We start from the raw sequence: 788 nt of genomic DNA on the forward strand, positions 1-788 counted from the left end.
CGCCGCCCTCGGTGGGCACGGTCAGCAGCACCCAGCGGTACTTGAAGGCGCCGGGCGTGTTCGCGTCGATGAAGGCCACCCGGGCCAGGCCACGGTCGGCCGCCGGTTCCGCGCCCGGGTACTCGTCGTAGAGGTGGTCGTTGTGTGTCCAGCCGGAGAGGATGACCTTGTTCGCTCCCCAGGCGCCGTCGTCGTCCGCGTCCCCGGAGGAGGTGACCGACTGCGGCAGCCAGCTCTGCGTCAGCGCGTCACCGGTGGTGAAGCAGTACGCCGCGGTGGCCTTCGGCTTCACCGGCAGCGCGGCCTTCTCCGAGGCGCGGCAGGCCGGGCTGGAGGTGGGGGTGGGCATGGTGTGGTTGGCGCTCCCCAGCACGGTGTCCACGCCCACGTTGGGCAGCCGCCGGTCGAGTTCGGCGATCGTGGTGTCGGCCACTTTGCGCTGGGTGAGCGTGAGCTTCGATAACTCCGCCGAGGTGGTTAACGGTTTCAGCGCACCGGGGTTGTCGGCCACGGCGGCCTGCGATGTGGCGTTGGTGAACAGCAGCGCGCCGGCCCCGAGCGCCGCGGCCACCGCCGTACCGATCCATGGCGCCCGGCGGCGCAGCGCGCCGTGCCGGGCCTTGTTTGTTCTCCGCATGGGAGCCTCCCGTTGGCAAGTCCCGGGCACCATACGGGTGTTGGCGAGGAGGCCGGGGGCTTTCGGGGAGATGGAGAGAGATTGAACACGCCTCATGCGCGCACGCGCGACACCCCGGGATACACGGCGGCCACGTTGTCCGCGGGCTTCG

The 788-nt window shown here is 70.9% G+C and carries 1 pseudogene; it reads right to left on the reverse strand.

The annotated features are described in order from the left end of the window. A pseudogene (locus CCN51_RS51125) lies at nucleotides 1–637 on the reverse strand (hypothetical protein); the annotation flags it as partial. Between the last annotated feature and the right edge of the window lie 151 nt (nucleotides 638–788).

The organism is Streptomyces milbemycinicus (assembly GCF_002154605.1).
Lineage (GTDB): Bacteria > Actinomycetota > Actinomycetes > Streptomycetales > Streptomycetaceae > Streptomyces > Streptomyces milbemycinicus.